Consider the following 21,974-nt stretch of genomic DNA (forward strand, 5'->3'; position numbering starts at 1 on the left):
ATTGACTTTAAAGTTATTTGCTAAAAGCCAATCGCAAGAAGCATTTTAGCCTTTTGTTCCCATCACGCTTTCAAATTTGTACTGAATCGTATCATCTTTAATTTGCGGTACAGAAACTTTGGCATTAGTTAGAATTGGGTACGAATTGGCATAAAAATTCATCACGGATTCTACACTCCATTTCGGTTCGGGATCGGTCAATCGGATTTCTTGCCCGTTGTCTTTGATAATAAAAACTCTTTCTAATTGGGTTGCTAATAACATAACTTTTTGATTTTTAAATTAAATTTTAGGACTGGTTTTCAGTAAAAAGACTTGGCGCAAAATGTCTTTCACATTCATCCTGTTTTTTACGGATAATTTCAGCGTAATCGGGAAATTCCGAAACTTTGGGAAGTGCAGACCAAGCTTCTTTGTACTTTTCTTCTTTTTCAAGTTCTTCGGCTTTCAGCAAAGCATCTTTAAACTTTTTCTCTTTGGCTTCCTTATCTTTTTGCTCCTTATCGGATTTTCCCTTTTCCATTGCCGAGTTCTTTTTGGTTTCTTCGAGTTGCTTCATAAAACTTTCCATATCCACCATTAATCCCGAAGCAGTTTGTAGCGGTGTAGTTATACTTTCAAAAAAACCGTTGTCCAATTCTTCCGCTGTTCCTCGTAAATTCAAGGGTGGAATAGTTTTCCTCGCTTCGTCCCCGCATTGCTCGTTTTTGAGCAATACGGAAACAACATAATTGTTTTCTGTGGTTTGGGTAAATGTGATTTGTAAATCACCTGTAAGGTTGATATTGGCTATTTGTCTGAAAAAATTAGTTTGCATTTTCGTTAAATTTTAGATTATAAATTTTGAATTTTAAATGATTGTTTGTGTTCAATTAATGAAAACTAAAACGGTAAATCATCCTCTGTTTCATCAATCAAAGCGGTTGCATTTTGAGGTTTTGCCGTTGGTTGTTCTTCCATATCAATTTTTTTTCCACCTCCGTGTAATTTGATGTTTGAAGTGTGGAAATTCAATCCCGAGCGGATTTCTCCGTCTTTTCCAATCCACGCACTCGAACTTACTCTACCCGAAAGCTCCACCAAAGCACCTTTGGTAAGGATTTTTGCTACGTTTGCGCTAATCCAATAGGAGCAATTATAATAACTCGTTTGTTCTATGCGTTCGCCTTGTTTGTTTTTGTAGCTGTCATTGATGGCTACTGAGAAATTCACGACTTTTTTGTCATTTTTCAAAGTGTTGATTTCTGCATTTTTGGTAATTCTTCCAATGATGTTCATAATGTTAATTTTTGATTGTTAATACTTAATTTTTGATAGTTAAATTTTTCGATTGAATTGATTTGGTTTCGAGGACACTCGGCTTTTTTCTTTTTTATACTTTTTTCCAAATTGGAAAAGCAATATTTATCGTTGTTTTGTTTGATTATTTTCATTGATGTAAAAGAGCGACTATGATTGAATTGATTCGTATAACTGAGGTTCCGGCTTTTTCTTTGCCGATGATTATAGGAAAGTATCAGGCACACAAAACCCGATTCAGTTCCCGTAATTGAATACAAGTTTTGAATCGGGCTTGAAATCTTTTTGTCCGAAGGATTTAGGAGTGTCTGAAAAAATTATTGAAGCTTGTGGAAAGAATTTTTATAGAAACCCAAAAAGATTTTTTTGAATGAATGATGCTTTCCTACATTTGCAAAAGTAAAAAGCCAAGACATCAGTTAGAAGTGATTTAATAGACGGTATTGACTGTAAAAAAATTGTATCATAAAAAAAGAAGAATGCTTTTCTATAAATGTATATTTGTTTTAGAATTAATCATTTACACTTAATGGTTATTATTTTTCAAATGATGATAAAAAATGGAACAATCAAAAATTTATTTAAACAATATTATTTAATAATATATGAGAATTATAATTTTACAAGGAATGCCTAATAGAGGAAAAACATCGACTTTAGGTTTAGTTTGGAGTGTACTAACTATTAATGGTGGAATTTCAACTAACAGACAACCTTTAGGTGGGGATCCAAATGATTTTTCAGATATCGTAATTATAAACAATCAGCGAGTTGCCTTTTACACAATGGGAGATTATTCAAATTATTTAGCTAATGCTATTCATGATTATGCAAATCAAGGATGTGATGTATTAGTTTGTGCGTTAAGTATTGACAATGCTAAAGTAAGAGCAAACAATGCTATTAATCAATTTAATAATACTAGAAGAGATAAAACAATTGAATCTGTTCATCTTACTGAACAACAAGCAAACGATATTGATGCACAATGGATATTAAATTTGGTTTAAAGAGATTATATAGATAAAAAACATTTAAAACAATGCATTTCAGACTAGCAGAAGAAATAATTAATCTAAGTGAATCCAAAGAATGGGATTTTGCTAAATTGGAATGGAGTTTTGAGTTTGCTTATTATGCTGATGAATTACAAAAATGTCTATGTGGGCATTATCCTATTAAAAACATTTGCGTTATTAAAAATCAAAAAAATTCATTTGTTACAGAAGTAGGTAATTGCTGTATCAACAAATTTTTAGGAATAGAAGATGGTAATAAAATATTTTCTTCAATAAAAAAATTAAAGGAGAATATTGCAGCAAGTATGAGTGCAGAAGTTATAGAATACATATACCGTAAAAAAGGAATATCAGATTTTGATTATAAATTCTATAAATCTATTTATCGACGCAGGATAATGTCAACGAAACAATGCGAAATAAAAAAAAGAATAAATCAACAATTTTTAAATTTTACTAGTTATGAAACAAATTCTCATTTTAATAAAATCAATCTTGTACTGAAATGGGCCGAAACCAATACTTCTTTTAATACAGATTTTATTCTATCAATTAAAAAAACCTGTCGACAAAAAGGAAGATTAACAGAAAAGCAATTAGAATCTTTGAATAAAATAATCAGAGATTTCAAAATTAAATAACATCGTTTATTGTATTCTTCTATGTTTAATTTCTTTGCCAAACCAAACACCATATTTTTTCCATTGTTCATAAAAAACAATCCACTCAATAATCCACGGAATTATCTCGTACAAAGCTATTTTTCTTAAAACCGGTTGATCTATTATTGGATGATACAAACACAAAGATAAATCTGAATACAAATGGATATCGTCATTGTATCTTATAGGTTTATTATTAATAAATATTCTATCATATCTAAATAAATGAAAAGGGGAAAACGAAAGTTTAATAGAATAATATTTATTTCCAATATTCAGAAATCCATTTGCATTCAAAGATCTGCTTTTAGTATCAATATCAAGTATTAACCATTCAAAATGTTTTTCAACTAAGGCTTTCTGAACAAGAAGAAAAGAAAACCAATTCTTTTGGTTATTCTTTCTAATATTCCCCTCCAAAATTGTGATGAGATCCATTTTTAATTCCTTCATTAACATTAATATTTCCTCTTGAGTTTGTAAATGCCGAACCACTTACAATTAACCCACTTGCTTTTGAAAGTGCATCACTTGAAGACTTAGAAAATGCTACAACTTGTTCATTAAGAGCTTTTTTATAAATTCCTTCTCCAAACAATTGTATGTAATCTTCCTTACTTGTTTCAAAAGAAAACTTTAGGTTCTGCCATTTGATATGAAAGTCAGAGATAAAACTAAAAAATGCTTTGTAATGTTCATCAGTCCAGGAATCAGTAAAATCTTCTTCAGGGTTCACTGGATTAAAAATCTTAAATTTATGGCCTCCACTGATTGCATCATTATAATTTCTTATTATACGGCTTACAATATTATCAATTGTTTCAAATATTGAACTTTCTGACTGGTATAATTGAGCCAAAAGTGTAGTAATAACAATACTTGACACTCTATATTCTTTTTCTTGAAAATAAATATCTCTGTATCTCTTCAATAATTGAACGGCTCTTTGCAAAGGTGTTTTTAAATATATTTCTTGAGGTAGTTGCTCAGTTTCTACCTGAGCCTTCATTAACGCCTCAAAATTCTTTTTTAGCATTGATTCCTTTGCTGAGTTTGCAGCAATCAAAAACCAACTTGTAAATTCTTTAGGATTAGCTGTTGACCAACTTTTCAATGCTTTTTCTGGAATTTTTATAATGTTTTTTTCAAAAGAGTTCGGCATACAAGCGGGTAAAATATCCATATGGAAATCACTTTTGTAATTAAGTCTCACACATCTTTTCTTTTTTTCCATAATAGATTTATAATAAGAATCTTTTTCGAGTGCTTTAACTAATGCATTGTATATTTCTTCAGGATTATGATTATAATACGGATCATAGATATGAAGAACTATATCTAAATCAAAATCTTCATCATTAATAGGTTTTACGGTAGTTCCAATACGTTTTGAGCCTTGAGCATAAATTTCAATTACTAAGTGGTCAAAAAAATCATTATCTTTTTTCAAAACTTCAGCAACAGCATTATAAGCCGTCTCCATACGTTCTAATCTGGTTTTATCTAATTGCAGTTCTTGTGCAATTCTTGCTAGAAGCTCTTCACGTTGAAGAACATAATCTTGAAAAATGTCAATCATATTAAAATTCTTTATTAATTAATAATTTGGTATGTTTCCCGATACGGGCAATTTGTTTTTTATTGTCGACTAATCTTAGTTGTTCGATATCATCACAATTAACTATCGCAAAACCATTAGAAAGATTATTCTTTTGTTTTGATAATTCAATCAATGCTTGTTTTTGCTTTTCATTTGGAAGTAATTCAAAAACATCAAAAATCAAAATTTCATAACAGCTAAAAAAGTCGCTCCACAAAAGATTTTTTGAAAACCTTCGTATTTGTTTATATTGGATATTATAAAAAATGGAAGAATCAAGAATACCCGTATCAATAAGCTCCTCTCTAAATTCTCGTTCTGGGTTTAACTCTCTTTCATTTCCAGATTCGAACCAATCTAAGACATCTATACAGTGTTTACCTTGCACCATAAATCTTAAATCAGAGGAACTCTTTTCATCAACATCTAGCCCATTTTTAGAATTGTCAGGCTTATAGCCCCATTTATTGAACAAACTATCATCTCCAAAGCGTTTATAAGCACCACCTACAGGTTGAAGCTGATTTTCTATCCTTCTATTTAGGACTAATAAATACTGGTTCGTATCAGGTATTTTAATTTTATATAATCCACTGATAGAAAACCGAATATCCATATTTTTATACTTCCAATGCTTAGTTTTAAAGTATAACTGCAAGTAATTCCTATTTTCCCAGATTATAGTTGCCCCTTTGGACAAAAGAGGCTTTGCCGCAGCTATTAAAGTTGGTATTATTCCTGCCATATATTTTTTTTTAATTGGTTAAACTACAAGCATCCTTATTACCAGATGCTTGTAATTAATTCAAAGGATTATCTTTCTTTTTTAATTCCTTTGAAAGGAGTGTTGCTAGAGGTTTTAACATCCATAAACCTACCCGTATTTGCATCACGTTTTACCCAAGAATCGATTTTGGGATTGTAGGTTTGTGAACGGTCTCTAACCGCACCGTTTCTGTGACCATCGCCACTTGGTGGATTTGTTGCCATTGTTGAAACAATTTAATTAATTCCTCTAATTTTTATCGGTGTAAAGGATTTACCTCCAGACACAAACTGTATCTAAAGTATAAAGTCAAAAGCGTGACATTGTAATTTATTTTTGTAATTTGTCACGGATTTTTATTTAACACTTAAGTAAATGACAATAGACGAAATTGAAGACACATTATTAGTCATTTCTGAAAAACTGAATGATGAACAACCTGCTATAAATGCTTTTACGAAGCTGTATAAGAGCTATAGTAAATTTTTATGTTCGGTTATTTCGAGAGGATTAAAAAACAGTGGTATTTATGACGAACAAATTTTGAACACGGTTATCAATAATACATTTTATAAAATTTATGATAATCCCCTAATTTTTTCGTTTCCTGCGAATGCAACAGGTGATAGGTTTTTCAAAGCTTGGCTTGCAACTGTTGCTAAGAATGAGTTAAAAAGATTACTTGAGGAATATTATGGTAAATCTATTTATCTTGAAAACGTAAAGGAGGAACCAATCATAGAAAGTGAAGAGATTTCGGACGACATTTTTAAAAGCGTGAATCTGAAAACAATGGATGAAGCATTAAATTTGCTATCTGAAAGGGATAGACATATACTTTTAACATTATATATGTATTATGATGAAGGAAAGAAAACGCCATCTGACGTTTTAAAAACTTTATCTGAAATGTATAATACTACAAATGTTAATATTAGAAAGATCAAGGAAAGAAGTGAGAAGAAAATAAAAGATTATTTCACAAAAAACACTCAGTTAAAACCTTTAAAAAATGACTAGCAAAAAAAGAATAATTGATATATTTCAATCTAAGGGTTTGCTTTTTCCAGAAAAAGAAAAAGAAATTGAGCAATTTGAACTACTCAATCCAATAGATGACGAATGTCCTTCTGATTGGGACACACCAGAAGAAATCATTAAAAGAGGTATTCAAAAATTGAATAATATCAATTTAGAACATACTGAAGATTTAGATTCTGAAGCTGAAAAACTAAAAATGGTTGCAAGAAAAGGAAGTGTTCTTCCTCAGCATATTATTGATCGTATGAAAGGAAATCATAAAAAAGATGATAAATAATACTCCGTTAAATGAGATTAAAGAACTTGCCGAATATATAGCGTTACAATATACTGAAGCAGTAACTCCGATTAATATAATTGCCGAAAATGAACGACTAATATTAATCTATGATAAATATGAAAAAGGAACATTTGATGGCATGACCGTATATTCAAACAAAAAATTTTATGTTCATTTAAATACTGATTGTGGAAATTTTAAAGACAAAGCTAGAGGGCGATTTACATTGGCTCACGAACTTGGTCATTATTTTATAGATGCACACCGAGTAGGATTAATAAAGGGAATATTAGTGCCCCATCCATCAATTACTAACAAGAAACAATTTGACTCGATTGAAAGAGAAGCTGACTACTTTGCGTCTTGTATTCTTATGCCAGAATCTAGATTTAAAAATGATGTTTTAAGAAAAAAATTTAGTTTCAATATTATTAAAGATTTAGCCGATAAATATGAAGTTAGTCTAACAGCTTGTGCAATTAGGTTTGCACAGATTGGCAATCATCCCATTCTGATTATTTATGCTGAAGATGGAATTATTAAGTGGAAAATTGAAAGCGATGATTTTCCTTTTAAATGGTTGTTGAATGATAGAAAAGTACCCGAGAATACGGTTATCGGCGAGTATTTTTCCAAATCCAATGTACGGGACATTTATAAAACAGAAAAAGTTTGGGCGATGGATTGGTTTATTTATGTGAAAGATTATGATATTAACAGGTCTTTTTATGAACATTGTATTCCACATAAAAATAAAGCTTTAAGTATAATTTGGGAAGATTAGAGTTCATAAATTCTGGTAAAAATAAATAAATTGAAAATTTCATATTTCACGTTTTTGCACAAAACCACTCATTCAAATCCTTAAAATCCCAATACAACAAAGAACAATCTTCCACATTTTTGTACTTTTTTTGAATAATTTCTTTGGTTGAATTTCCATTGGCATCATTATCCAAGAAAAGTGAGATTTTACCATAATTTTTCAAAGTTTCTTCAACTTTAAAAAGCATTGCCGTGGAATTTAGAATCAAATAATCTGAAATTGATTTTTCTTTCTTCTCCAAATTTTTAAAAGTCAAATAATCAAAAAAACCTTCAAAAATGATAATTTCTTTATTTTCGCTTAATTCATTTTTAGCTAAAGTAACATCCTTTTTACCCAAACAAATTTTTGAATATTTATTTCGGATTTCCACTCCTCCAGAATTATTGAAAAATCCGATTCCGAAATACTTTTTACTATTCAATTCATAATAAATTTCTTTTACCAAATCTTTTTGTTCATAGACTTTTCGGGATTTTAAATATTGAATTAATGCAGGATGCCGAATTTCACTCACTTTAATTATTGAATAATTTTTGCCTTGAGAAGCTTCTGCAATCTCATCATTTTTTTGAACAGAAAAATCGAATTTCTCAAAATACTTCAAGGCTTCAGAAACAGAACATTGATTTATTTGTTGAACGATTGAAATAATATCATAGTTTTTCCCAGTTCCGAAGTCAAAAGCTTTGTTTTTAACAAAATCAACTGAAAAACTCGGAATTTTTTCCTCTCGGTCTAATGCAAAATAAAACGCAGTTTTCCGGTTTTCTTTCACAGGAAACAAGTTGAATGATTCCAAAACTGTTCTGATGTTTATTTTTTCTTTTATTTTTTCGCAATTCATTTTTTTTCTTTTTTAAAGCAATTTTTTTTATCCACATTTTCCTTTTAAATAAAAAAAAACTTTTCAATTACTTTTATAATACTTTTAGTGATTCGCTGTATCGACTTACAACAAGAGTTTTAGCTCACTTTTGGAATGAGCGCAATTCCGAATTAAAGATGAGTGCAAATCCGAAATATAAATGAGCGCAATTCCGAAAAACCACCTATTTTGGAATGAGTGCAATTCCGAATTGAATTTTTTATTTTCAGTCAATATTCGCATTTATCCACATTTTCTCATGTTTATCCATGTTTTTCTTAGCTTCAAAATTTTCGAGTGAGCGCAATTCCGAAAACTCAATCAAAATTTTTTGTGTTTTAACATTTCATTAACTCCAGCGAGCGCAATTCCGAAAGTAGGATGAGTGCAATTTCGAATTCAAATAATTATCGGATAACCATTCGGCAATAATTCTCCCATTTTCGTATTCCGATAAATATCTATGATGAGTTTCTGGATTTCATTTAGAAATAGTTTTCCTTGAAATTGCGTTGATTTTATTCCTTTTAATCGGTTTATTTTGACAAATTCTTTGAAAGCTTTTTCTATCAATTCTCTGGTTTGAGGAATATTTTTGTACTGATGAACCAAGTGAATCATTTCATTTTCCTTTAAACCATATCTTTTTCTGAAGTAATTTAATCTTCGAGTAATTTTTCCCCCTTGGTCAAGATAAGCTTCGCTTGATTCTAATTGTTCTCTTTTATTTTCGGAAAAGTTGTCGTTCGAAATAGCTTTGGTCTTATAAGGAATAATAAAAATTGAATCCTTTTTGTATTTATAATTGAATGAAAGCGTATTGAATTTGTTCAAGTTGGCTCTTGCCGGTTTTAGAAATTTAAAACAAAAATCATTGGCGGATTTATAGTTTAATCCGAACTTTTTATTGAGTGTTGAAAGTTTTAAAACCGTTCCATTTTCAGGAATTTTTGAAAGCCAAATCGCGAAAATAATATGTTTGTTGTTTCGAATATTATAGACCAAATTGTAGAGGATATAATTATATTCTGGGATGACCATTAATTTTTTCAACCAAAAACTGCTGATTAAAAACGTAGTGTAACCTCTTTGGTCATAACTTGGTGTAGAAATTAATCCTCCAAAAGTTTTAATTTCTTTTCCTTTTGAATTCATCGATTTATACCAAGTCATTTTAAATTTAGCCAAAAACTCATAAGCATCGATGACTTGTTTTGTTGAACCACTTGGAGAAATTTTGTTATTTTTAATTTTTATTGAGGCAAATACATTGTTCTCCGTTTCAAATTCTTCATCAAATAAAGAAAGTTGTTTTGGTCGATCTTCCGGACGAAATTGTTCGTTGCTGATAATCGAAATAATATTAAAAATTACCCTAAGTGCATTGATGGGAATATCTGCAGCTTCATGATCTTCGAAAATAAAATCATCCACGAATTGATTTCCAATGCGAATTCTCTCCGGAATTTTTTCGGTTTTACTTTCAAATTTCTTTCGGATTAACCTTAAATCCTTCTCTTGAATAGCCATATTTCACTTTATGTTTATTTAGGGTTTTTATTTTTTGCTTAATGATTTTGGTCGATTTATATTTGGAATTGATTTTAATGACAGCATACTACCTTCGGTTGTTTTCTTCATAAAAGGTAAAGCACTTTTTAGCGCAGATTTCCAATTGGTAATGGGTCGATCCGCATGGTTTTTCCATCCGTTATTTTTCCAACTCTCATATTTTGTTTGTATTTCAAAATCTAACTGCTGATTGTAGATTTCTAATGTTTGGGCGAATTCAATAAATTCTTCCCAACTTGGAGTGTTTTTATTATTTGATTTTTCTCTTGATGATTGTACTTCATCTTCTTGATTTAAATTTTCTGAAAGGATTTGAATTGGTGAAACTGTCGGCGAAGGAAATACTAATCCCTCCTCTTTTTGAATGATTTCTTCTTTCTTTACATTTGTTTGCTCAGAAACCGACAATGGATAATCTAATAATAACCTGTAATTACACGGAAGTCCGTTTTTTGTTTGAAATTGAATTAATCCTAAACTTTTAAGCTTTTCTTTCGTTGACTTTACCGTTTTTGTGGTTAATCCCAATTCTTTGCTTATTGCAACATCAGAAATTTGAAAATCATATCGATCATTGTCATAAGCAATTTTCAACAGGTATAAATACATTGAAATTCCAGTTGAACCAATCGATATTTTTTGGTTAAAACCCCAAAACCGATGTATCAATTCAAGATAATACATCTTATTATTTTCCAAAAAGTTCTAATGCTTTTTCTTTATCAATGATGATAATATTTCCGTTTTGTATAATGGCTTTATTCAATATTCCTGAGGATTTTACTTCTGAAGCTTTCGAAACGGAACATCCAAGAATCTTTGCCAAACCTTTCAAACCATATTCATACTTCTTTTCAGAATTTAGATTTTTCGAAACTTCAACAAATTCCTCAACTGTCAGTTGCCAAATCGGCGTTTTGGGATCTATATTTTTCATTTGTTTATTTTTTATTGAACTACTCATCATTTGATTATTAGTCATATTATTGTTTGATATTTTTTCACTTTAGAAATCCAATTTCTAGCAGCGGATTGCCAACATTTCATTGGTTTTTTATTACACAATTTCCAATTGATCGATTGATAAAAAGAATAGAACTGATCGGCTTCAACGGGTAATAAATTCCTTTCAGTAAAATATAGTTCAACTTCATCAATCATCGGTACATAAAAACAGGTCTCTTCTTTTGGCAATAGATTCTGATTTTGAAATAATTTATTTTTGTCTTTTACTTCACTTTCAAAATCAATAATTTCAATTAAACTTCCTATGTACGAATTGTAATTGGGCGAATAAATTATAAATCCGGCGCAATGCAGTTCTCTGATACATTTATGGTAAGTAGCCAGAGATTTGATTTTACTTAAATTCATCACCTCTTTCCGGCAAATACGAAAAGGATTTTGAAACCGATTCAAACTCCAAAATTGGAAAAGTGAAACGTACATGCTGATATGAGAGGGATACAATCGATCATCCTCAATGACCCGTTCAAAAAAGCTGATAATATTTTTAGTCTGCTTCATAATTACTGACTTACAATTAATGTTTACAATCCATCAGCAGAGTTTGGATGTCTTTATAATTGTAATACAGCGTCCCTCCTATCTTACTGTAAGGTAAGGTTCCGTTGATCCTCAGGTTTTGTAAGGTTCCGGAAGATATATTTAAGAGTTTTCTGACCTCAGAGGTTCTAAGCCATAACTTTTCTTCTGTCTTCTTTCCTTGAAGTAAGTTTTCAATACTTTCGAGCAGTTCAATTTTAAACTGCTGGAGATCTTCTTTGGTTAATACTTCTAATGACATAATTTTTGAGTTAAGTTTGAGGGCCTTAGCTGTGCTCAGAATGACAGTGACCCTTATTACTTTTATTTTGTTATGACAAATTTTGGTATTATTGATGGATTAAACCCACAAGGTGTACCCAAGTTGGGTATTGATATTTTAAAGAAAGCTGAGTTAAAGGAATTTTCTCCGAATTTTCTCTTTAAACTTCAGAAAACTCCAACAAAAATCAATAAAAAACTTTCCAAAAATATTGAGTTTATTGAATTGCTACAAGGTGGGTGTTAAAGTCAGAAAAATTTCTTATTCATCCTGCGAATCCATTTTGTTGTTCAACAAATTTTGGAGATTATTTAAGAATTTTGTACGAGATGTTCTGTTTTTTATTTCCAGGTATGTCCGATAAACATCACCGAGTTCTATATTGAAAACCGCCTCAAAATAAGCGCTGACTTCCTTGATATCGGCATTACCATTATTGAATGATCCCTTGCACTGCAAGGCATAAATTAATTCAATCAGTGAAGTTTTATTATCTGTCCAGGCCAGTTTTGTTTTGGGCGTGGATATTCGGTACTGCTCCTGCCCTTGCCTATTTAATTTCAGCAATTCATCATTAAGGTAGACTTCAAGAAGGTCATTTGCCATGATTTTTGCGACTTTATAATCATGAGATGTACTAAATCTTGCATCAGATTCAAAAACAAAAGAGTCTAAACTCAACTTAACGTCGAGTTTTCTACGAATAAAATATTTATGATCAAGGTAGGTACTGTGGGTTCTATAATATCCATAAAAATCGACATTTTCCTCAAAAAATTCTTTCAGTTTAATAAGTTCTGTCTGATAGTATTTTCGAATCATCTTTTCACCTCCACTTGGCTTGCGGGTTTCGATTCTATAGACTTCATTATGATATATTAACTTTGATAATATTAAGGGTTTACGGTTTTTGAAAAAATCTATTTCTTCACTATCTGAGGCAAACTTAGTACGTAAAACAAAAGATTTTAGTTTTTTTAATGCGTTATTAATTTCCAACATTGATTCTTCTGCTCTTTGTAGAGGCTTATCAGATTCTAAACTTAGAAACAGTAGTCTGCTTTCCAATTCACTTTCGAGATTTGCAATGAACTTAACCATAGATATTTCATTTATATTCAAATGTATTGCCCATCATTAATTAATTTGCTACACTGTAGATTAAGAAATGCAGAATACCCAAAGAACTACACCAAAGTGTAGGTAGGTAAACATCCAAATAAAGTAGATTTGACAAAACTTTTTACCATGGACCGTTATTTAAGAAACCGCATTTACCTCAGCAACTGCGAGCAACAAAAATTAAAAAATTTCTCGATCGTTATTGCCGGGAGTGGAATCGGAAGCAATATTGCGGAATGTGCACTGCGTACCGGATTTGAAAAAATATGCGTGATTGATGGTGACCTCATCGAAGACTCTAATCTCAACAGACAAAATTACACTGAAGATCAGATTGGAACTTCAAAAGCTACCGCACTTTACGAAAGACTAAAAAGCATCAATGCGAATGCGGAAATCAGCTTTATAAATGAGTTTATAAGCATCGACAATATGCCAGAAACAGGGAGATACAATGCCGGAATCAATGCATTGGATTATACCGATAAAGCACCTCAAATATTTGATAAATCATGTTTTAACAGTGGCATTCCTGTCTTACATCCATATAATGTCGGTTGGGGAGGATTAGTTACTGTTCTTCCACCGGACGGACCACCTCTTGAATCAATTGAAAAATCCAGCAATTTTAATGAAGTGGACGTAGTAGAATATGCTGCAAGTTACCAACGCTATTGGCAGAAACCACAGATATGGCTTGAAGAGGTAATTAATCAATACAAACATGAAGAACTTACGCTACCACCACCCCAGCTGGCTATCGGATCGTGGTATGTCGCCGCTATGTGTACCCATCTTTTGGTGAAAATAGCTACAGGGAGGTTTTATAAAAAATTTCCGGATTTCTATTTGAGTTCTTTATTTCAGGAAGAAGATCATGGAAAGGATTCTATATTAAAGTAGCTTGTTATTTTTGACATAAGCTAATGCCTCTCCCATATTTTTAACGTGCAATTTGTCGAAAAGCTTTCTTCGATGAAACTTAACGGTATCGACAGCGATACACATTCGATCTGCTATTTGGCCTATTGTTAATCCTTGTGCATGCAAGCGAACAGTCTGCAGCTCCCGTTCTGTTAATCTACTTTTATCCATTTTATTCCATACTCCGTCGGCTAGGTCGAGTTCCCAAAATGAATCTTCACCTGTCTTTGAAAGTAAAATATTTCCTGAAGAAGCGTTTGAAGAAAGAGAAACTACACATAATGCTTTCCATATTTTACCTTCGGAAGTAATAAATATGGGGGTTAATTTGTGATTAATCAAAATTTTGTCTTTTCCAGTCTGCAAATTAAAATCGTAGGAAATACTATAATTTTTCCGATCCTGCAGTGGTGTTCTGTTAAAAAACTCAAACCCTATCTCGTTTATTCTGATCAGCATTTCCAAGTCTTCCTTAGATACATATTTAAAGTAAAAAGCATATCCCATCGCCATGACTTCCGACGGAGTATGATTACACAGAAAAAGTGGATTGTCCGACACATATTCGAACTCCCTTCTCTGATAATCGATTACATACATGCTCATATATGATAGCCTGGAGACGGCCCGCAGGGTTTCGAGATAGTTACCACTTTGAGCGTGCTCCTCTTCCGATAAATAATCTACCGTATTCTTTCCTGAAAAGAACTTGTGTATTTCATCCATAACTAAGAGGGAATATTGTTGAACTTGGCTACACTACCGTGTAGTTTTTATGTTTATTTATCAAATCTACACAAAAGTGTAGAAATTATATGAAAACATCATAATACTTTTAGTCAAATAATATAAATATGATATACGATATAGAATATTACACCATGTGCCATGAAAAGATTGATGAATTAATTCATTTTGTAATTAATGAAAATCATCTTCATCATCGTGAAGTTTTAAAAGCTGAAGATATAAATTCTGTAAGACAAATATTATGTGCTGAAGAAAAGCAATATTTTAATTCCCATATTTTCGTTGCAACGTCCAATAATATCATTTGTGGGAGCATCAGAATATTCCAAAAAACAGCTACCCAAATTTTACCTATAGAAAAAAATTTTAATATTAATGTTGAAGATTTAGCTGGTGCGGGAATACCCATTTACCATATTGGCAGATTCGCAGTATCCAAAGGAGCAGACAAGAGAGGCTTCCGTATCTTCAAAACGCTTATGGTACTGGCTCTGAATGTTGCGACGCGGGAAAAAGGCGGAACTGTTTTCGCAGAATGTGACGTGAAATTATTGCGGACCATCCGGCTTCTGGGGATAGAAGCTGAAGCCATCGGCGCTCCCATTCACTATCTGGGATCAGAGACGATACCGATCCGATTACCCTGGACGGGCTATCAAAGTTTTCTGAACAGAAACAGGGATCTGCTGCGTAACGAATTGGGAATATTCTGGCAATAGTTTCCTAATATGAACCTACAGCCATGAAGACTTATCATCTTGATATTTTACAAAAGCATCTGAAAAAAGCATTAGAACGTTATTGTGTACTTTGTGATTCATCACCGGAACGCCAGTATTTGTCGAGTGAGACTGTTTTTTCGCAAACTAAAGAAATTATCAGGCAGTATATCAGGCTGTTTCAGGCTATTCATTTTCTGGATCAGCACACCGAATATTATCATAAGGGATTTGTCTTTACCTATCAGGAGGCAGAAGAAGAACTTACCTCCAATGGGGAGTACGCTGAGATTGTGAAACTGCTCACTGAAGCTTATCAACGCATGGCCGGCTCGGTTTCCAAAGACCGTTTTTTTCTGCCCATTCATGTGCAACAGATCAGTTCAGAGGAAATTCAGATTTTTATAGGGGTGGTCACCAAAGAGCAGTACCACTACACCATTTCTGTTGTGACCCATCAAACGGTTTACCCCAGGCCTCCCGCATCGATAGGAAATAGCAGGTACCGGTACCTGCTGAAACTGCTGGAAACGTATGAGCCTGATGAGCATGGGACCTTAAAGGCTTTTGTGAACAGCAAAGGTCTTTCTTACCGCCAGTTTAGAAAAGACAGCTCTTCGTTTTTTGAAAGTTCATTTTACCATCATTATCTTAAAATCAAAATGATTCCTGTACTCGAAGACCTCCTGTTGAGTACTTTGAGCTATAAGGAAATTGCCTATGAAAACGGCTTTGCAAATTACTATCAACTCTATATTCTATTCCACAGAACCTACCATTTTCCATTCCACCGCATTCTCCGGATCGCGCTACAACAGTGACTTTACCGTACCGACTTTATTATTCTGTTGACCCTATTATACATATAAACGACTTTATTATACATAAGAACGTCATTATTGTACATAAAAATGTTTTTATTATACATACTTCTGCCTCTAATGTACATGTATTTAAAAAAGGGATGTCGCAATTTTACTCTATCAAAAATGCAGACATGAAAACCTTAATTAACAAATTGGCTATATACGCATCGTACGCTTTTATTTTACTTTTTACGTATGCAGCGGGAAGTAAAATGTTGGATTTTGAAAATTTCCAGGTTCAGTTGGCGCAGTCGCCTCTGCTGAGTGCGTATGCAGGATTTATTTCCTATGCGGTCATCATTATCGAAGTGATGATTGCAGGAGTACTCGCTGATCCAAAAGTAAGACGGATAGGACTGTACGCTTCATTTGGACTCATGGTAGCCTTTACGGTTTATATATTTCTGATTTTGAAGTACAGTGATTTTGTACCGTGTTCCTGCGGAGGAATATTGGAGAAAATGGGCTGGACAGAGCATTTGATTTTCAATGCAGTGTGCGTTGTTTTGGCATTAATAACAAGTGTTTTCATGGGGAAAGAACGGGCGCACGGCTGGAGCCGTATCGCTGCAGCGGCACTCATCGCAGTGTTTTCAGCGGGCAGCATGGTCGCCCTGTTTCTTTCTTCTGAGTATATCATGAAAAAGGAGAATAATTTTACGAGGAGATTTCCGCATCATCCCATTTTGGAGGAGCAGTCTTTCGATCTGGGTGTAAACTCGTTTTATTTTGTGGGAAACCATAAGGGTGATCTTTATCTGGGAAATCCAAGCAATCCGTTCAGAATTTTTAAGTTAGATTCTCTTATGCAAAAAATGGATACGATTAATCTTAATCCAGGCTCTAATTTTAGGTTCAAAAATTTAAGGTATTGCATTGTACAAGGGAATCTCTATGGTTTTGACGGAACAGTTCCAGTTATTTACAGCCAGTCACTCGATTCTCTTTCTATGCCACTTGTTGTAAGGAGTAGTAATCAAGTTTACTTTGATCAACTGGTCGCTGTTTCCCCTTCGCAATATCTGTTGCGTGTGGAAGATTATGCTTCGAAGAGATTGGGAATTGCGTCACTGTCACTACTTGAAAAACCACAGGTTGCCATTAATCAGACCCTTCTGAGCAATAAAGCCGACGGTGGATTTGAGGGAGACGGTAAGCTTTTATATGATACTGCCTTAGGCGATATCTATTATATGTTCTACTATAAAAACACGATCCTTAAACTGAATGCAAGCGCGAAAATTGTTCGGAAGATGAAGACCATTGATCCTTATGATAAGCCAGCACTGAAAGTTAAAAAATTAAAAGACGGGCGGTCGAAGATGAATCAACCCTCGCTTTTAATCAATAGAAATATGATGGCTTATAAAGGGTTACTTTTCAATCATGCGAATTTGATAGGAAAGTATGAATCTAAAGATTTATGGAAAAAAAATAGTGTCATCGATGTATATATGACATCGTCTGGAGGCTATTGGGGAAGTTTTTATGTTCAGCATCGTAAAAAGAATAAAATGTCTCAAATGCTTATGACTGATCATTATTTTTACATTATTTCTGGAAATGAAATTGTACGGTACCGTTGTGCGCAGACGCTGACCAGCAGTTTCATTCAGAGGGAGTAGCCGAAAACCCTTACAAGAGTAGGCACCATTTTAAATATTTTTTATTATGAAAAATTTAAAGGCGCTCTTATTGCCAGCTGTAATGGTATTGGCAGGAGCAGGAAGCGCATATGCGTCTCATGTTACAAAAGATGATGCAAAATCGGTACAACCAGGTTATGCTTATCATTTTGGCGAAGAGGAAGAATGTATTAACGTTGGTAAAACATGTGATACCACTGGAACTATAATCTGTACAGCAGATGTAGGTATGGGTAGTGAACCCCTTTATCAACTGAACGGAACCAGCTGTCCGGATAAACTATTTGAAAGAGTACAACAATAAGCTGAAATGGGGATGCCAATTGGCATCCCTTTTTTTATTGATACATTTCAGAAATCCAAGGGGTTTTAATTCCTTTTAAATGAAAGTCAAACCACTCTTTTATTCTCACAAAAAGATCTTCTCTGTTGCGCCGCTCTGAAAAACTGTGTCCCTCTTTCTCGTAAAACAGAGCAATGACTTTCTTATCATTTCTTCTTAAGCCAAGATAAAATTCCATACTTTGATCCCATGCAATATTTCGATCTTCTTTTCCAGCCCAAAGCAAAATAGGCTGGCTTACTTGTTCTGCATGATATATGGGACTGTTTTCTAGATATAAATTTTTATCCGCTGCAAACGGTTTATATATTCGGTATTGCTGTTCTTCAAACTGCCAATAAAAAGGACTTAAAAAATTGTAGTTGAATGAATGGAAAGAGCGTACTAAATCGCTATTACCTGCACCACTCACATAGGCAGCAAAACGTTTGCTCTGTGTGGCAATAAAATTGGTTTCGTACCCACCATGAGAATGCCCTATTAATCCCACTTTTGAAAAATCAATCTCTCCAATATTTGCTAAGGCGTCCAACGAAGACTCTACCGCATCTACGGCAGATTTACCGGGACCTCTGCCGTCATAGGTTATATCTGGTAAATAGATAAAATAACCACGATCCAAAAAGTTTCTCATATTAAATCCTTCGACACTCCCAATAAATCCATCTCTTAAATATTTATTGCTTTGATTTCTCATTAATTCATAGATCCCTACTACCATAGGATATTTTTTGCCCTTTTTATAATGCGCAGGATAATACAGCAATCCAGTTAATGGAATGCCCATCGAATTGCGATAATAGGTCCGAGTTTTTTTATAGTTAAAAACTGCATCGTCTTCTTTATTTGAATGAAAAATAGCTGCTTCTCTGCTGTTTGTGTTTCTGATTAAAACGGGTGGTTTGTTGTAATTGCTTTTAAGGTATAAGATGCTATTGGCGTCCTTCATTAAAGGAATTGATACCAAATCATCAGAAGAGTGGTATAGTGCTTGAAATGATTGATTACGGTAGATTCCCAAAGTCTGGTCAGAAGTGTCGGGATTTAATATTTTAATAAGGGTTGTTTTGCTATCATCATAGGAATTTTTTGTAAACCGGCTGTCAATACCTAGTTGTTCACTGGAACCACTTATTATTTCTGCATTAAATCCTTCGGGTATTCTGGTCGTTTTTAACTCTGAAGCAGAGATATTATATTCTACTATTTTTTGATGTCCCCCAAAAATAATCTTTTCGCCACTTAAGCTAAAATAAGGGATGAGGTCAGCTTCAAGGGTCAGAACTCTCTTTTCCATGGTAGCAATCGTGTATAATGCCCAATTTTTATTGTCGTGAGAGAGAACGTATTTCCCTTTATCATCCATATAGCAGTTTACGCCTGTTAGTCCTAAAAACTCGTATTTATTAGTATTTATGTCATATCGATAAAGCTCAGATTCTATTTTATCATAGATGTAATGCTGATTTGCAGTGGGGTCTAATGCAAGCACGTAACCACCGTGTCCGATAGGAATATGTTTCGGAAAACGATCATTATTCAATAGTACATATTCCGTTTTTTCCGGATTCCAAATTACATTCTCCAGTCCGACGTTGTTCTGGAATTTCTCCGCCAAATTACGGTCATTGGCATACCATATGTCAACCGTAGATTTTTCATTTTTTGGGAGGGTGGTTGTGTAGGTCATAAGAAATTTGCTTGTACCAATTTTTGACACTTGAACCACATTTTTTAAAAGGTGAGAAGAAGGTGGCTGAAAAATTATTTCTTTGCGGGTGGTGATGTTAATATACTTAACCCTATTTTTTGTGGTTGCTGAATCTCGTTCTGCGATGAAAAAAATGGGATTCTCATTACCAACAATATTCATTCTCTTATGTATGGAAGAGTTGAGTGTAGTTTTTAGATTTGCAGTCCATTTTATCAGCTCGTACAGATTTTTGTTTCGACCTGTGAAAAACAAAATATCCTTATTCTTTTTGATAGCATTCACTCCATGAATTTCATCAATTAACTCTGCATCTTCATTATAAATCCGTAGGATGTCTTTTTGCAATATTGCAATTTTTTCCTCTTTTTCCAGATAAAAAGCATCGGTGATATTTTCCCATATTACGGGTTTTACGCAGGGTAATTTCAGTAGTTGAGCCTTGTTAGCTCCGCGCATAAAAAGATGACCTTTTTTGGAGTAATGCAGAAAATTAGGATATATTCCTGCCGACTGAAATATGATTTTTTCAGGATGTTTTACATTTATTAGAGACAGCGTATCACTGGAATATTCGTAGCTTTTCTGAAAAGAAACATATTTTTTATCCGGAGACCACGTAAGCCAGGAGAGGTTGTACGTGTGACCTGCAAACTCATTTGCTTTAAAATCTTTCATTTGAGCAAAACTGAAATTTGCAACCATCAGAAAAATAACCATCAGAAAAATTGTTTTCTTTTTAATAACCATCATTTTGGGGATTTAAATGGGGATTTAATAACAGTTCAGAATTGGGTAGCGGCCAGTTTTGATGATACGTTTTCCAGTTGGGTTTGGTGCTCAACAATCCATTCAGTTTTCCTGCTCTTTTTAGAGATAGGAAACGAATACCCTTTTCTGTAAAAAATTCTTTCCTGTTTTCATTGATTATTTCGGACAATATTTGCTCTTTGGTCGCCGAAACAGGAGTTGCAGTAATACCTGCTTTTGCTTTTACTGCATTGAGATAAGTTAAGGCTTCTGTTTTTTTATCCTGTTGTGCCAAGGATTCTGCTAAAAGTAAATAGGTTTCTTCCAAACGAAATACAATCGAATATTCATCCGTATTCGCTGAGATATTGCGATACTTATCTGTGCGATAGTAATTTTTCTGGTTAATGGTCAGCGTTTTTATCCATTGCTGCTTTCGGAGGTCGTTGGTGTCAAAAGAAGCAAACAAGTTATCAGAAAGGGTGTATGTATTTGGTAAAGCCGTTGTGAAATAGTAGAGGAGTGCTTCACTGGTTGCATTATTTGCCTGCAAAGGCTTTAATTGCCACAAAATATGTTTCCCATTCATTTTAAAAGTTTTAGACAAATCGGGTTGCCAGGTATAAAGGGCATTTTGAATAATTCCTTTCAACAAGATTTCAGCATCCTGCCAGTGATTTTGGGTCATCAAAACGGAAGCAAGCAGTAAGTCTGCGGTTTTTTTGTTGGGATATATTCTGTCAGGATTTCTATAAATGTCGTTTAAAAGAGAGGAAGATTCGGACAGGTCGTTCTGAATTTTAACTAAAAGTTCTGTTTCATTGGTTTTTGCGAGCGATTGATTTACGGTGTAATCGGTGGTTGTTACATAAGGAATGGCTCCAAAAATCTGGCTGATATAATAATAAATAAGTGCGCGAACAAAGAGCGCTTCTCCTTTTATCCGTTTTTTATCCAGATCTGCAATCGCTGTGCTTTTATTAACCCCTTCAATGATGGCATTTGCCATATAGATTTCTTTGTACGCATTTGCCCAGACCGATTTTATTTTGGTGTTCGTTGAAACCATGCTATTGTTGAAGATATCAAAATCAGCATTGGAGGCTGTGCTGTAGTTCACTAATTCATCGGTATACGAGCCGAGAAGCGCTCCTGCGCCCGACGATGAGCCACTCAAAAGTGAATAAGCCTGTAGTTCTGCATAAAGGCTGCTTAATGCAGCATCTGCGGTACTCGTCGATTCGAATACCTGATTTGCATTGATCTGGTTGATTGGCGGGTTCACTTCCAGTGCTTCTTCACAAGAGTGTATCATGCAAAGAAAAAGTGCAAGTACCACTGTATTTCTGGTGATTATTTTTTTGGTAATCATGTTGATTTTG

28 protein-coding genes are annotated in these 21,974 nt (G+C 33.4%); 11 read left to right on the plus strand and 17 right to left on the minus strand.

Annotated features, from left to right (window positions below; all coding sequences use genetic code 11):
* Positions 1-45: 45 nt before the first annotated feature.
* From NBC122_RS13665 to NBC122_RS13675, 3 genes are all read right to left on the minus strand, one after another.
* Positions 46-264, minus strand: a complete 219-nt coding sequence (locus NBC122_RS13665; protein ID WP_133440903.1) for a PRTRC system protein C — start codon at positions 262-264, stop codon at positions 46-48.
* A 25-nt stretch (positions 265-289) separates the two neighbouring features.
* Positions 290-817: a prtrc system protein e gene (locus NBC122_RS13670; RefSeq protein WP_133440904.1), complete on the minus strand. Its 528-nt coding sequence runs from the start codon at positions 815-817 to the stop codon at positions 290-292.
* Positions 818-882: 65 nt separating this feature from the next.
* Complete coding sequence (locus tag NBC122_RS13675) at positions 883-1,278, minus strand: single-stranded DNA-binding protein (protein ID WP_133440905.1); 396 nt, start codon at positions 1,276-1,278, stop codon at positions 883-885.
* 626 nt (positions 1,279-1,904) lie between these two features.
* Here NBC122_RS13675 and NBC122_RS13680 point away from each other — a divergent pair.
* Entirely contained in the window at positions 1,905-2,309 is a 405-nt protein-coding gene (locus NBC122_RS13680; protein WP_133440906.1) for a hypothetical protein, read from the plus strand.
* Positions 2,310-2,341: 32 nt separating this feature from the next.
* Positions 2,342-2,959 carry a hypothetical protein gene (locus NBC122_RS13685; RefSeq protein WP_133440907.1) on the plus strand — a complete coding sequence of 206 codons (618 nt, stop codon included), beginning with the start codon at positions 2,342-2,344 and terminating at the stop codon, positions 2,957-2,959.
* Between the two features lie 6 nt (positions 2,960-2,965).
* Here NBC122_RS13685 and NBC122_RS13690 read toward each other — a convergent pair whose 3' ends face one another.
* From NBC122_RS13690 to NBC122_RS14430, 4 genes are all read right to left on the minus strand, one after another.
* Entirely contained in the window at positions 2,966-3,418 is a 453-nt protein-coding gene (locus NBC122_RS13690; protein ID WP_133440908.1) for a hypothetical protein, read from the minus strand.
* Positions 3,384-4,559 (minus strand): nucleotidyltransferase domain-containing protein, encoded by a 1,176-nt coding sequence (locus NBC122_RS13695; RefSeq protein ID WP_133440909.1) that lies wholly within the window; start codon positions 4,557-4,559, stop codon positions 3,384-3,386. Before NBC122_RS13695 ends, NBC122_RS13690 begins: the two co-directional genes overlap by 35 nt.
* A gap of 1 nt (position 4,560) precedes the next feature.
* Positions 4,561-5,325, minus strand: a complete 765-nt coding sequence (locus NBC122_RS13700; RefSeq protein ID WP_133440910.1) for an SMODS-associated NUDIX domain-containing protein — start codon at positions 5,323-5,325, stop codon at positions 4,561-4,563.
* Between the two features lie 68 nt (positions 5,326-5,393).
* Positions 5,394-5,570, minus strand: a complete 177-nt coding sequence (locus tag NBC122_RS14430) for a hypothetical protein (protein ID WP_165983225.1) — start codon at positions 5,568-5,570, stop codon at positions 5,394-5,396.
* Between the two features lie 151 nt (positions 5,571-5,721).
* On the opposite strand from NBC122_RS14430, the gene NBC122_RS13705 reads away from it, so the two are divergent.
* From NBC122_RS13705 to NBC122_RS13715, 3 genes are read left to right on the plus strand one after another with little or no spacing between them, the layout of a single operon-like run.
* Complete coding sequence (locus tag NBC122_RS13705; protein WP_133440911.1) at positions 5,722-6,366, plus strand: sigma-70 family RNA polymerase sigma factor; 645 nt, start codon at positions 5,722-5,724, stop codon at positions 6,364-6,366.
* A complete protein-coding gene (locus NBC122_RS13710) occupies positions 6,359-6,664 on the plus strand; it encodes a hypothetical protein (protein WP_133440912.1) in 306 nt (101 codons plus the stop codon). The genes NBC122_RS13705 and NBC122_RS13710 overlap by 8 nt, the downstream gene beginning before the upstream one ends.
* The gene (locus NBC122_RS13715; RefSeq protein WP_133440913.1) at positions 6,654-7,451 is read left to right on the plus strand and encodes an ImmA/IrrE family metallo-endopeptidase; all 798 of its coding nucleotides are present in this window, start codon (positions 6,654-6,656) and stop codon (positions 7,449-7,451) included. The genes NBC122_RS13710 and NBC122_RS13715 overlap by 11 nt, the downstream gene beginning before the upstream one ends.
* 46 nt (positions 7,452-7,497) lie before the next feature.
* Here NBC122_RS13715 and NBC122_RS13720 read toward each other — a convergent pair whose 3' ends face one another.
* The 6 genes from NBC122_RS13720 to NBC122_RS13745 form a co-directional block, all read right to left on the minus strand.
* On the minus strand, positions 7,498-8,340 hold the full coding sequence (locus tag NBC122_RS13720) for a toprim domain-containing protein (RefSeq protein WP_133440914.1): 843 nt from the start codon (positions 8,338-8,340) through the stop codon (positions 7,498-7,500).
* A gap of 420 nt (positions 8,341-8,760) precedes the next feature.
* Positions 8,761-9,891: a hypothetical protein gene (locus NBC122_RS13725; RefSeq protein ID WP_133440915.1), complete on the minus strand. Its 1,131-nt coding sequence runs from the start codon at positions 9,889-9,891 to the stop codon at positions 8,761-8,763.
* A 27-nt stretch (positions 9,892-9,918) separates the two neighbouring features.
* On the minus strand, positions 9,919-10,632 hold the full coding sequence (locus NBC122_RS13730) for a hypothetical protein (protein ID WP_133440916.1): 714 nt from the start codon (positions 10,630-10,632) through the stop codon (positions 9,919-9,921).
* Entirely contained in the window at positions 10,622-10,870 is a 249-nt protein-coding gene (locus NBC122_RS13735; RefSeq protein ID WP_133440917.1) for a DUF3853 family protein, read from the minus strand. Before NBC122_RS13735 ends, NBC122_RS13730 begins: the two co-directional genes overlap by 11 nt.
* Positions 10,871-10,911: 41 nt before the next feature.
* Positions 10,912-11,307: a hypothetical protein gene (locus tag NBC122_RS13740; protein ID WP_246012394.1), complete on the minus strand. Its 396-nt coding sequence runs from the start codon at positions 11,305-11,307 to the stop codon at positions 10,912-10,914.
* Between the two features lie 169 nt (positions 11,308-11,476).
* The gene (locus NBC122_RS13745) at positions 11,477-11,740 is read right to left on the minus strand and encodes a helix-turn-helix domain-containing protein (protein ID WP_133440919.1); all 264 of its coding nucleotides are present in this window, start codon (positions 11,738-11,740) and stop codon (positions 11,477-11,479) included.
* 72 nt (positions 11,741-11,812) lie between these two features.
* On the opposite strand from NBC122_RS13745, the gene NBC122_RS13750 reads away from it, so the two are divergent.
* Positions 11,813-12,007 (plus strand): hypothetical protein, encoded by a 195-nt coding sequence (locus NBC122_RS13750; RefSeq protein ID WP_133440920.1) that lies wholly within the window; start codon positions 11,813-11,815, stop codon positions 12,005-12,007.
* A gap of 15 nt (positions 12,008-12,022) precedes the next feature.
* Here the strand turns inward: NBC122_RS13750 and NBC122_RS13755 are convergent, their stop codons facing one another.
* Positions 12,023-12,862: an RteC domain-containing protein gene (locus NBC122_RS13755; protein ID WP_133440921.1), complete on the minus strand. Its 840-nt coding sequence runs from the start codon at positions 12,860-12,862 to the stop codon at positions 12,023-12,025.
* Between the two features lie 129 nt (positions 12,863-12,991).
* On the opposite strand from NBC122_RS13755, the gene NBC122_RS13760 reads away from it, so the two are divergent.
* The gene (locus NBC122_RS13760; RefSeq protein ID WP_317127514.1) at positions 12,992-13,786 is read left to right on the plus strand and encodes a ThiF family adenylyltransferase; all 795 of its coding nucleotides are present in this window, start codon (positions 12,992-12,994) and stop codon (positions 13,784-13,786) included.
* Here NBC122_RS13760 and NBC122_RS13765 read toward each other — a convergent pair.
* On the minus strand, positions 13,778-14,533 hold the full coding sequence (locus NBC122_RS13765; RefSeq protein WP_133440922.1) for a response regulator transcription factor: 756 nt from the start codon (positions 14,531-14,533) through the stop codon (positions 13,778-13,780). The two genes, NBC122_RS13760 and NBC122_RS13765, sit on opposite strands and share 9 nt — an antisense overlap.
* Positions 14,534-14,661: 128 nt before the next feature.
* Between NBC122_RS13765 and NBC122_RS13770 the strand changes: the two genes are divergently transcribed.
* From NBC122_RS13770 to NBC122_RS13785, 4 genes are all read left to right on the plus strand, one after another.
* Positions 14,662-15,276 carry an N-acyl amino acid synthase FeeM domain-containing protein gene (locus tag NBC122_RS13770; protein WP_133440923.1) on the plus strand — a complete coding sequence of 205 codons (615 nt, stop codon included), beginning with the start codon at positions 14,662-14,664 and terminating at the stop codon, positions 15,274-15,276.
* Between the two features lie 23 nt (positions 15,277-15,299).
* A complete protein-coding gene (locus tag NBC122_RS13775) occupies positions 15,300-16,097 on the plus strand; it encodes a hypothetical protein (protein ID WP_133440924.1) in 798 nt (265 codons plus the stop codon).
* 176 nt (positions 16,098-16,273) lie between these two features.
* Positions 16,274-17,767 carry a MauE/DoxX family redox-associated membrane protein gene (locus NBC122_RS13780; RefSeq protein WP_133440925.1) on the plus strand — a complete coding sequence of 498 codons (1,494 nt, stop codon included), beginning with the start codon at positions 16,274-16,276 and terminating at the stop codon, positions 17,765-17,767.
* A 46-nt stretch (positions 17,768-17,813) separates the two neighbouring features.
* Positions 17,814-18,092, plus strand: a complete 279-nt coding sequence (locus tag NBC122_RS13785) for a DUF6520 family protein (RefSeq protein WP_133440926.1) — start codon at positions 17,814-17,816, stop codon at positions 18,090-18,092.
* 34 nt (positions 18,093-18,126) lie between these two features.
* Here the strand turns inward: NBC122_RS13785 and NBC122_RS13790 are convergent, their stop codons facing one another.
* Together NBC122_RS13790 and NBC122_RS13795 are read right to left on the minus strand one after the other, a co-directional pair.
* Positions 18,127-20,520 carry an alpha/beta hydrolase family protein gene (locus NBC122_RS13790; protein ID WP_165983226.1) on the minus strand — a complete coding sequence of 798 codons (2,394 nt, stop codon included), beginning with the start codon at positions 20,518-20,520 and terminating at the stop codon, positions 18,127-18,129.
* Positions 20,521-20,581: 61 nt separating this feature from the next.
* Positions 20,582-21,964: a RagB/SusD family nutrient uptake outer membrane protein gene (locus tag NBC122_RS13795; RefSeq protein ID WP_133440928.1), complete on the minus strand. Its 1,383-nt coding sequence runs from the start codon at positions 21,962-21,964 to the stop codon at positions 20,582-20,584.
* Positions 21,965-21,974: the final 10 nt, after the last annotated feature.

Source organism: Chryseobacterium salivictor, assembly GCF_004359195.1.
GTDB lineage: Bacteria > Bacteroidota > Bacteroidia > Flavobacteriales > Weeksellaceae > Kaistella > Kaistella salivictor.

Coding starts and splice junctions, on each gene's coding strand:
- NBC122_RS13665 (WP_133440903.1), bottom strand. CDS start 264: ATGTTATTAGCAACCCAATTAGAAAGAGTTTTTATTATCAAAGACAAC.
- NBC122_RS13670 (WP_133440904.1), bottom strand. CDS start 817: ATGCAAACTAATTTTTTCAGACAAATAGCCAATATCAACCTTACAGGT.
- NBC122_RS13675 (WP_133440905.1), bottom strand. CDS start 1,278: ATGAACATCATTGGAAGAATTACCAAAAATGCAGAAATCAACACTTTG.
- NBC122_RS13680 (WP_133440906.1), top strand. CDS start 1,905: ATGAGAATTATAATTTTACAAGGAATGCCTAATAGAGGAAAAACATCG.
- NBC122_RS13685 (WP_133440907.1), top strand. CDS start 2,342: ATGCATTTCAGACTAGCAGAAGAAATAATTAATCTAAGTGAATCCAAA.
- NBC122_RS13690 (WP_133440908.1), bottom strand. CDS start 3,418: ATGGATCTCATCACAATTTTGGAGGGGAATATTAGAAAGAATAACCAA.
- NBC122_RS13695 (WP_133440909.1), bottom strand. CDS start 4,559: ATGATTGACATTTTTCAAGATTATGTTCTTCAACGTGAAGAGCTTCTA.
- NBC122_RS13700 (WP_133440910.1), bottom strand. CDS start 5,325: ATGGCAGGAATAATACCAACTTTAATAGCTGCGGCAAAGCCTCTTTTG.
- NBC122_RS14430 (WP_165983225.1), bottom strand. CDS start 5,570: ATGGCAACAAATCCACCAAGTGGCGATGGTCACAGAAACGGTGCGGTT.
- NBC122_RS13705 (WP_133440911.1), top strand. CDS start 5,722: ATGACAATAGACGAAATTGAAGACACATTATTAGTCATTTCTGAAAAA.
- NBC122_RS13710 (WP_133440912.1), top strand. CDS start 6,359: ATGACTAGCAAAAAAAGAATAATTGATATATTTCAATCTAAGGGTTTG.
- NBC122_RS13715 (WP_133440913.1), top strand. CDS start 6,654: ATGATAAATAATACTCCGTTAAATGAGATTAAAGAACTTGCCGAATAT.
- NBC122_RS13720 (WP_133440914.1), bottom strand. CDS start 8,340: ATGAATTGCGAAAAAATAAAAGAAAAAATAAACATCAGAACAGTTTTG.
- NBC122_RS13725 (WP_133440915.1), bottom strand. CDS start 9,891: ATGGCTATTCAAGAGAAGGATTTAAGGTTAATCCGAAAGAAATTTGAA.
- NBC122_RS13735 (WP_133440917.1), bottom strand. CDS start 10,870: ATGAAAAATATAGATCCCAAAACGCCGATTTGGCAACTGACAGTTGAG.
- NBC122_RS13740 (WP_246012394.1), bottom strand. CDS start 11,307: ATGAATTTAAGTAAAATCAAATCTCTGGCTACTTACCATAAATGTATC.
- NBC122_RS13745 (WP_133440919.1), bottom strand. CDS start 11,740: ATGTCATTAGAAGTATTAACCAAAGAAGATCTCCAGCAGTTTAAAATT.
- NBC122_RS13750 (WP_133440920.1), top strand. CDS start 11,813: ATGACAAATTTTGGTATTATTGATGGATTAAACCCACAAGGTGTACCC.
- NBC122_RS13755 (WP_133440921.1), bottom strand. CDS start 12,862: ATGGTTAAGTTCATTGCAAATCTCGAAAGTGAATTGGAAAGCAGACTA.
- NBC122_RS13765 (WP_133440922.1), bottom strand. CDS start 14,533: ATGGATGAAATACACAAGTTCTTTTCAGGAAAGAATACGGTAGATTAT.
- NBC122_RS13770 (WP_133440923.1), top strand. CDS start 14,662: ATGATATACGATATAGAATATTACACCATGTGCCATGAAAAGATTGAT.
- NBC122_RS13775 (WP_133440924.1), top strand. CDS start 15,300: ATGAAGACTTATCATCTTGATATTTTACAAAAGCATCTGAAAAAAGCA.
- NBC122_RS13780 (WP_133440925.1), top strand. CDS start 16,274: ATGAAAACCTTAATTAACAAATTGGCTATATACGCATCGTACGCTTTT.
- NBC122_RS13785 (WP_133440926.1), top strand. CDS start 17,814: ATGAAAAATTTAAAGGCGCTCTTATTGCCAGCTGTAATGGTATTGGCA.
- NBC122_RS13790 (WP_165983226.1), bottom strand. CDS start 20,520: ATGAAAGATTTTAAAGCAAATGAGTTTGCAGGTCACACGTACAACCTC.
- NBC122_RS13795 (WP_133440928.1), bottom strand. CDS start 21,964: ATGATTACCAAAAAAATAATCACCAGAAATACAGTGGTACTTGCACTT.